This is a genomic window from Zhongshania sp. (assembly GCF_041623545.1).
Lineage (GTDB): Bacteria > Pseudomonadota > Gammaproteobacteria > Pseudomonadales > Spongiibacteraceae > Spongiibacter.
In genome coordinates this window covers 1-8,988 of sequence record NZ_JBFJWS010000121.1, presented here as the reverse complement: position 1 = coordinate 8,988, position 8,988 = coordinate 1, and the positions used below count along the sequence as shown (strand labels likewise).

Sequence of the window (8,988 nt, the reverse complement as noted above, 5' to 3'; positions counted from 1 at the left end):
CTTGCCAAGATTTTCAATAACCACCGGATCAACACCTTCTTCCAGTAGCAATGCACCCTCATCAATATAGGTAGCGAACACCCGCGAGGTAAAGAAACCCCGCGAGTCATTAACGACAATTGGCGTCTTCTTAATTTGCTGGCTGTAATCAAAAGCCCGTGCCAAGGTTTCGTCCGAGGTTTTGTCGCCGACAATAATCTCTACCAGCGGCATTTTGTCTACTGGTGAAAAGAAATGGATGCCGATAAAGTTCTCAGGTTTCAACGACGGCTCGGCGAGCAGCGTGATTGGCAAGGTCGAGGTGTTCGAGCCCCAAACGCCATTTTCGGCAAGCATGGGCTCGAGCTCTTTGGTAATATGGTGCTTGAGATCAACATTTTCAAACACCGCTTCAATAATCAGATCGCAGCCGCGCAAGTCCTCCGCATCTACAGCCGCAGTAATTAAATTTAACACCGCCGCCTTTTGCTCTTCACTCATCCGGCCCTTGGCCACACGTTTGCTCAGTAACTTTTCGGTATAGGCCTTGCCTTTATCGGCCGCATCTTGGCTTATATCCTTTAAGACCACCTCAATTCCGGCCATAGCAGAAGCGTAGGCAATACCTTGCCCCATCATTCCCGCGCCTAAAATACCGACTTTTTTGACCTTGGATTTGGCAATCGCCTTAGGCCTACTGCCGCCGCCATTAACCTGATTCATCTGCAAGAAAAAAGTCATGAGGTTTTTAGCACTTGGCTCCGTCAGCAAGCTGATGAAAGTACGGGTCTCGACCAGCTGGGCTGTATCGAAATCCAAACGCAGAGTACTGGCGATAACATCTAAAATTTTAATTGGCGCGGGAACCAAGCCTTTGCTTTTCTGAAAAATCATCGGGTTTGCACCCTGAATCATTTGCGATATCGCCGGCTTACGGAGATCGCCACCAGGGATTTTAAAGCCTTTCACATCCCATGGATTTCGCGCCTCTGGGTTGGCTTTAATCCAAGCTTTGGCTTTGACCATCATTTCGTTTACATCGCTGGCCAGCTCGTCAATGAAGCCATTGGCCAAGGCTTTTTGGGCATTAAAACGAGTGCCTTCTAGCAGCGGCATTATCGAGCGCTCAACACCAAACTTACTCACCATACGCACAACACCGCCGCCGCCAGGCAACAATCCTAGGCTCACTTCAGGCAGGCCGACCTGCACCGCTTTACTGTCGATCGCCACACGATAATGACAGGCCAGACAAATTTCATAACCGCCGCCCAATGCCGCACCATTAATTGCCGCAACCACGGGTTTGCCGAGTTTTTCAAGCCGGCGTAATTGTGCTTTTATACTCAAATTCGTCTCAAACATGGCGCGCTCATCATCGCCCGGTTCGATCGTCAACATACCTTTAATATCGCCACCAGCAAAAAAACTACTTTTCGCTGAGCTAATAATCACCCCGGCAATACTGTCGCCTTCAGCTTCAAGGCGGTCGACGGTTTCGCCCATTAATTTAAGGTACTCGTCGTTCATTGCGTTTACCGGGCCAGCCATATCCATGGTGACGGTAACGATGTTGTCGCTGTCTTTTTGGTAACTAAATGTGCCTGTCATTGTTATTTCATCCTATCTAATTCGCTAGAGGCTAAGGCGCAATACGAGCAAGTTCGGCGACGCCCGTATCGGCTCGCGGTTTAGTGCGCTAATCCGATTAAAGCCGCTCAATAATGGTGGCTATGCCCATACCGCCGCCCACACAAAGGGTGACTAAGCCAAAGCGCTTATCTCGGCGCTCCAACTCGTCCAACAGCGTCCCTACTAACATTCCGCCGGTGGCACCCAGCGGGTGGCCCATCGCGATAGCCCCGCCGTTAACATTGATCTTATCCCAGGGAATATTGGTGTCCTGCTGAAAGCGCAGTGCTACCGAAGCAAAGGCCTCGTTAATTTCAACCAAATCTATATCTTCGATTTTCATTCCGGCTTTTTTCAGTACCTTCCACGTCGCCGGTCCCGGCCCAGTCAACATAATAGTAGGCTCGGTACCAGTCACCGCCGTTGCAACCACGCGGCCACGAGCTTTAAGCCCCATTTTTTCGCCAGCCGCCGCGCTACCAATCAACACCGCCGAGGCACCGTCGACAATACCCGAGGAATTTCCGGCGTGGTGAACATGGTTCACTTTTGCAACTTGGGGGTACTTACTAATGGCAATGTCATCAAAACCAAGACCACCCATCATTTCAAATGACGGGCGCAAACTAGAAAGGCTTTCCAGCGTCGTACCCGGCTTAATAAAGTCGTCTCGTTGTAATATTGTCATGCCATTGACATCTTTGACTGGCAATACCGAGCCATCAAAATAACCCGCCTCTCGGGCAGCAGCAGCTTTGGACTGGGAGCCTACAGCGAACTCATCAAGCATCGTGCGGCTGAAGCCGCCTAGCGTCGCGATTAAATCTGCGCCGATGCCCTGTGGCACAAAAGCTGTGTCGGTGGCTATTTGGGGGTCTTCTGCCCATGCACCACCACTACTGCCCATTGCCACCCGCGACATACATTCGATACCACCGGCAACGACTAAATCTTCCCAGCCTGAAGCTATTTTCATAGCAGCCAAATTCACCGCTTCCAGACCTGAAGCGCAAAAGCGATCCAGCTGCACACCCGCCACCGACTCAGCCCAACCGGCTTTAAGAACAGCGGTTTTGGCGACACAGGCGCCCTGCTCGCCCACGGGTGTAACACATCCCATGACCACATCGTCGACAAGACCGGTATCTAAATCATGGCGGTCGCGTAAACCATTTAGCAAGCCGGCTAACAAATCTACCGGTTTTACCTGGCTTAAAGGCGAACCCATTTTCCCTTTCGCTCTTGGCGTGCGCACGGCGTCGTATATATAAGCTGTGTTACTCATTTTAGCGTCCCAAGTTATTTTGTTAGTGTATCGCATAGTGTAAGTGCGCCTTAGATTGCGCCCCTTGCAAGGGAATCACAATGATATGCAATGACACTTGATAGACATTTAATTACAAATGCAGTGGTTTAAGCCGATCAATGAACCACTGTGGCATACCAAGCAAAAGCGCGGCAGCTCCGAACACAGCAACCACGCTCTCCTAAGATAATGCCGCGCCTAGTTTTTATTGTCCGCAGCCGCCACCATTAGTGGCCACACGGTTTATTTACTGGGCTTAGCGCTATCGGCGATTTAAAGTAGAACGCAATAAAAGCAATACCGCAATACGGAGATAGGCATGCTGATACATCAATTTTTTGACTACCACACCCAGCGCAAGCCCGCGCAAGACTGTTTATTATTTCAGGGTAAAACCCTTAGCTACGCTAGACTTGCAGAGGACTCACAGCGCATTGCCAATGGTCTTCACGCACAGGGTATTGCGAGCAATGACCGAGTTGCGATTCTCTGTGAAAACTGCCCGGAAGTTTTGACAATTGTGCTGGCCTGCAGCCGCATTGGCGCCGTGGCGGTCCCATTAAATTACCGATTAGCAGCGCCTGAAGTCGCCTATATTCTCAATGACGCCGAAGCGAAAATTTTATTTGCTCCCGACATGGCATTAATCGAGCTGCTAAGCAAATTGCGACCTCTTGCTAAAGAAGCATTACCCATCATCGCCGCAAGCGCCGAGGGGGCAGAAAATTGGCAGCAATGGCTCGACCAACAGGTCGTCACCCCCGTTAATTTCGGGGATATAAGCGCCGATGCAGGTATCCTGCAGCTGTATACCAGCGGCACAACCGGTAGACCTAAAGGCGTTGTCACCAGTCAGCGCAATATCTTTGCCCTATACACTTCGGCATCAACCTCACTAGCAAACAAAGCAGGCCCCGGAACCCGAGACCTAGTTTGCGCACCGAACTTCCATATTGGCGGTATTGGCACCCTACTATTGCCGATTCTCGCCGGCGCCAGCGTGGTATTGCACAGCAGCTTTAACCCCATGGCAGTCGTTGACGATTTGGAAAACCATAAAATCGACAATATGTTTATCGTCCCAGCCATGATCATGGCCATACTCGACTACGTGCCAAATATCGAGCAACGCGACTTCAGCTCGCTACGCCAGTTACTCTATGGCGCGTCCCCTATTAGCACAGGGCTTTTAGAGCGCGCATTGAAAATATTTAAATGCGATTTTTATCAATGCTACGGCATGACCGAAACCACTGGCACCATCGTTTCCCTATCACCGGAAGACCACATCACCGCGCTTAAAGAATGCCCAGAGTTACTACAGTCCTGCGGCCGCCCGCAAGCAGGGGTTGAAGTGAAAGTCATCGATGCCGCAGGCAAGACCCTTAGCACCGGCGAAACCGGTGAGCTTTTAATCCGCTCAGAAGCCAATATGCTGTGCTATTACAACCGCGCCGACGCCACCGCCGAGACCTTGATTAACGGTTGGATCCACACTGGGGATTCAGCAATTATCGACGATCAGGGTTATATCTTTTTGCGTGACCGCATCAAAGACATGATCGTCAGCGGCGGTGAGAATATTTACCCAATCGAGATCGAAAACGTACTGAGTCAGCACCCCGCCGTGGGTGATGTTGCCGTGGTTGGTATACCCTGCGCGAAATTTGGCGAGGCCCCGCTTGCTTGCGTGGTATTAAAACCAGAGCATAATTTGACTGAACAGGAAATGATCGACTTTTGTCGAGAGCAATTGGCAGGCTACAAAATACCTCGCCAGCTCAAAATATTTGATGTGCTGCCCCGCAACCCGTCAGGAAAATTATTGAAAAAAGATTTGCGTGCGCCATTTTGGGAAGGGAATGAGCGAGGAATAAATTAGCACTCGCTACCAGAAGTACATTCCAGTCGTTCTCACCACTTTATAACAGCAAAAAAGCCATGCCGCCCCGGAGGGGATGCGGCATGGCCAAGGTCTTGCGCGTTAATATAAGTTTAGAATTCGCCGCGCAAGGTGACCCCATAGGTGCGCGGCGCCGCAACATAGGCATTGTGGTCGTCTGGCGAACCAGAGATACCGCCCTGTAATGGGGTATTAAAATGCTGGGTAACGTAGCGCTCATCACTGCAGTTTTGACACCAGATATTTACCGCAATACCACTGCGATTAGAGGCAAGACCCAAGGTCGCGCTGTATTCTATCTGGGCATCACGTTTTTCATTATTCGCTGGGTTCGTATACTGCTCCCCAGAGTAACTGCCGCCAATTCGGCCACGCAGTGACAAGGTATCGCTTATCGGCTGATCCATGGTGAGTGATAAATTGCCGACAATTTCTGGCGCCTGCGCAAACTCGCGGCCAGATAGGATTCCCAGTGATGCAATATCCAATGCTTCCGACTCGCCAAACCGCGCCTCAGGCAGCCAGGTCATGTCAAAGCCTAGGGTAAAGGTGTCATTGAGTACAAATTTGTTTTCAATCTCAAGACCATACACTTCGGCGTCGGGTGAGTTCAAAATACCGAAGGCTAGGCCGTCAAAGGTAGCGACCTGCAGGTCAGTAAGCTCATTATAAAATGCGGCAAAGTTACTGCGCGCTCGGCCGTCAAAATAATCGGTTTTTAAACCCAGCTCATAGCCGTCAACAAACTCTGAGGCATAACGGGGGTCGTTGGGCTCTTGGTCGCCAAACGCCGCGGAGGTCGGTTCGTCGGCATTATCACCCACCTTACCCGCCGCTTGATTATCTAAGTTAACTCCACCGGATTTATAGCCGCGGCTAAAGGATATATAACTCATGGTGTCATCATTAAACTGATACTGCAGCGCTATTTGGCCACTCACCGCAGAATCTGTATAACTCTCACTGTACTCAGGTCCGGGCTGTGCGCCCAATACTCGAAACGGTTCTAGCGCGCTGTCGCGGAAGAAGCGCCGATACATAAAACCAGTTTTCTCATCTTGGGAATAGCGCACACCGGCGGTCAAGCTCAGCTGATCAGTAATGTCTAAACTCAAGTGCATAAACGCTGCGTAGGATTCGCCCGTGCCACCCATATGGATGTCGCTTATTAAACCGGCCGGGGCATCAAGTACATTGAGCAATTCGTAAATCGTCCAGGTCATTTCGTTTGGTGCGCCGGCCTCAGTCGACGGTACATATACGTTCAAATACGCCTGCGCTTGCTCGCCCCAGTAGAGTTGATGATCAGCCTCGATGGTTTCATCCGCATAGTAGGCCCCGAGCACATAGCTCGCGCGCAGCAAGGGACCGACATCGCTAAACTCCCCCGACAGGGTAAATTCTTGGGAAAAGATATCTGTCGATAAGGTTTCATTAATCCCCAGAATACTGGCGCCGCTGAAATCAGCATCCATGCCACTCTGGGCAATATTCCAGCTGCGATAAGCGGTAACCGAGCCAATTGTCGCCGCGTCATTAATAAACCACTGCGTGTTTAACACCACACCTTGATCTTCAACACGTTGGGCCGGTTCTTCACTAATGACCTGTTGATAATCTTCGAATTTAGCTGACGGGGTTGCCTTGCCATTACGCCGCGTTAATTCGTCGATATAAGCCTGCATACCACCGTCGACATCATCCATTTGACCATAGCAACAGTTAGACTCCTCTTCAGACCAGTCCGCAATTAGGCGCATACGGAGGTTTTCAGTCGCTTCAAATAACAGCTGGACTTTTAAAGCGCGCGGCGCCGCGTCGTTATAGTCTCCGCCATTGGGATCCTCGATAAACCCGTCTTTTTTGCCCCACAGTCCCGCAACCCGCAACGCCGCCTTGTCAGTAAGTGGTGTATTAAAGCCGCCCCGCGCAAGCTGTTTGCCGTAGTTACCAAGGGTAAGCTCAATATCCCCTTCATTTGCGTCCAGCGAAGGCGCCTTACTATTTATAATGAGCGCGCCAGCCGAGGTGTTTTTACCAAACAACGTTCCTTGAGGACCGCGCAGTATCTGCAAGCTTTCAATGTCTAGCCAGTTTTGCATCGCCTGACCAGCACGAGTTCGGTATACACCATCAAAAAACACGCCGACCGCGCCTTCAAACGAGCGGTTATTACCCACTGTACCTATGCCGCGAATGAAGATATTGGCGCTGTTCGCCGGACTATTGGTCACGTCGAATTTAATACTCGGTGAAATTGCACTGATATTGCCTATGCTGTCCACTTGGGCATATGCCATGTCTTCTGCGGTGGCAGCGGTCACGGCTACTGGCACATCTTGCATACTCTCGCTGCGGCGCTGGGCGGTAACCACAACTTCTTCGAGTTGTCGGCTTTGCTTTTGCTCTGCAAGAACTTCGCTTGGCGCTGCGGCGCTCGTTACTGCCAATACGGCAATATACACGGGGCGGAGGTTATTTTTATGGAACATTGGCTACTCTCATCAAATCATTATCTTCTTAGCAAGGCGTGTTGCAGGCACTGCACTGTTTTGCGATATAGCAGATCATTGTTGCTATCTTCCTAAGATTCAAACCGAAGAGATTGATTAGAAACGCCAGTTATTGTTTTAAAACACCGCACAAGGGTGATACCGCTCTGCCGGCCAGCGATCACCTTGATCCTGGCTAATTTAATTAGACGCGCCAGTACTTAGTCTACACTAAGGGTATGCCCCAAGCCCTCGCACCACCATGCTTCTGGAGTACCAATTTATGAAACTTGCCATTTTGTCCTGCGGCCCAAAGAGCTACAGCACCAAACGTCTTAAAGAAGCGGCAATACAACGGGGACACGATGTAAAAGTCCTCGATACATTAAAGTTTGCCATTGACCTACAGCAAGGGGTACCCGACCTCTACTATCGTCAAAAACCATTAAGTCACTATGATGCTGTATTACCTCGCATCGGGGCGTCCATTACTTATTATGGAACCGCAGTGGTGCGCCAGTTCCAAGAGATGGATGTGTTTTGCGCCAATACCGCCCACGGCATCAGTAATTCCCGAGACAAACTGCGAAGCTTACAAATATTAAGCCGCCACCAAATTGGTATTCCCCGAACAACCTTTGTTCGAGACAAAAAAGATGTTTTACCCGCGATTGAGCGAGTCGGTGGCGCACCGGTAATCATTAAACTGATAGAAGGGACACAGGGTATCGGCGTATTGCTTGCGGAGTCCGTTAAGGCCGCTGAATCGATTATCGAACTATTACAGAGTCAAAAGCAGAACGTTTTAATCCAGAAGTTTGTTTCAGAAAGCAAAGGTAAAGACATTAGAGCATTTGTGGTAGGTGATCGGGTGGTCGCGGCTATGCGTCGCGTCGCGCAAGGCCAAGAGTTCCGCAGCAATGTTCATCGTGGCGGCGTCGCTGAAGCGGTTGAGCTTAGTGCTGAGTATATCGAAACCGCGGTAAGAGCTGCGCAAATTACTGGCCTGCGCGTTGCGGGGGTCGATATGCTAGAGAGCGAGTCTGGCCCACAGATAATGGAGGTCAACTCCTCGCCCGGATTGGAAGGAATTGAAACCTGCACTGGTCTTGATGTGGCTGGCGCCGTTATTGACTATATCGCCGCGCAGGTAGACTTCCCCGAAATTGACGTTAGGCAGCGACTGACGGTAAGCAAGGGCTATGGTGTTAGCGAGATTTATGTACCAGAAGGTTCTAAATTTGTCGGCAGTACCATTCAAGGTACTAATTTACGGGAACAAGACATCAATGTACTGACCCTGTACCGCGGGTCAAAAACAATCCCCAACCCGAGAGCAGATCGGGTCTTAGAGCCCAATGACAAACTGCTTTGCTTTGGTAAAATGAATTCCATGCGCGAGATGGTGCCGGCAAAAACACGGCGTCGACGCAGCCCAAAAGTCACCGAATTACCCAGTAACTTACCAGAAACCACTAAGCCAGAAGACGCCGAGGACTGAAGGCGACAAACAAGTATCGTTGGGATACCCAAATCTCACAATTCAATGGGGGTCTCAGCTTTGCGACCAAACAATGCCGCCAACCAAGCACAAATCTCCATCATGCCTTCTTTGTGGTGGCGGTTCGGCCCCTGTAAACCAATAAACCCGTGACTGGTGCCTGGATAGAGACTCT

General features: G+C 50.4%; 5 protein-coding genes and 1 pseudogene. 3 read left to right on the top strand and 3 right to left on the bottom strand.

Going from position 1 to position 8,988, the window contains the following annotated elements; all coding sequences use genetic code 11:
- On the bottom strand, positions 1 to 1,590 hold a 1,590-nt coding region (locus ABYT30_RS11575), incomplete at its 3' end, for a 3-hydroxyacyl-CoA dehydrogenase NAD-binding domain-containing protein (protein ID WP_373096583.1).
- Between the two features lie 97 nt (positions 1,591 to 1,687).
- Complete coding sequence (locus tag ABYT30_RS11570) at positions 1,688 to 2,896, bottom strand: acetyl-CoA C-acetyltransferase (RefSeq protein ID WP_373078434.1); 1,209 nt, start codon at positions 2,894 to 2,896, stop codon at positions 1,688 to 1,690.
- Between the two features lie 340 nt (positions 2,897 to 3,236).
- Between ABYT30_RS11570 and ABYT30_RS11565 the strand changes: the two genes are divergently transcribed.
- Positions 3,237 to 4,799 carry a long-chain-fatty-acid--CoA ligase gene (locus ABYT30_RS11565; RefSeq protein WP_373078437.1) on the top strand — a complete coding sequence of 521 codons (1,563 nt, stop codon included), beginning with the start codon at positions 3,237 to 3,239 and terminating at the stop codon, positions 4,797 to 4,799.
- A 113-nt stretch (positions 4,800 to 4,912) separates the two neighbouring features.
- Here ABYT30_RS11565 and ABYT30_RS11560 read toward each other — a convergent pair whose 3' ends face one another.
- On the bottom strand, positions 4,913 to 7,312 hold the full coding sequence (locus ABYT30_RS11560; protein WP_373096581.1) for a TonB-dependent receptor: 2,400 nt from the start codon (positions 7,310 to 7,312) through the stop codon (positions 4,913 to 4,915).
- 283 nt (positions 7,313 to 7,595) lie between these two features.
- Here ABYT30_RS11560 and rimK point away from each other — a divergent pair.
- Together rimK and ABYT30_RS11550 are read left to right on the top strand one after the other, a co-directional pair.
- Positions 7,596 to 8,519: pseudogene (gene rimK / locus ABYT30_RS11555) on the top strand (30S ribosomal protein S6--L-glutamate ligase); the annotation flags it as partial.
- Positions 8,496 to 8,813, top strand: a complete 318-nt coding sequence (locus ABYT30_RS11550) for a cation:proton antiporter regulatory subunit (protein ID WP_373096585.1) — start codon at positions 8,496 to 8,498, stop codon at positions 8,811 to 8,813. The pseudogene rimK and the gene ABYT30_RS11550, both read left to right, overlap by 24 nt.
- Positions 8,814 to 8,988: the final 175 nt, after the last annotated feature.

Excerpts from the sequence above, each read along its gene's own strand:
- ABYT30_RS11560 (WP_373096581.1), bottom strand. The coding sequence starts at position 7,312 with ATGTTCCATAAAAATAACCTCCGCCCCGTGTATATTGCCGTATTGGCA.
- ABYT30_RS11565 (WP_373078437.1), top strand. The coding sequence starts at position 3,237 with ATGCTGATACATCAATTTTTTGACTACCACACCCAGCGCAAGCCCGCG.
- ABYT30_RS11570 (WP_373078434.1), bottom strand. The coding sequence starts at position 2,896 with ATGAGTAACACAGCTTATATATACGACGCCGTGCGCACGCCAAGAGCG.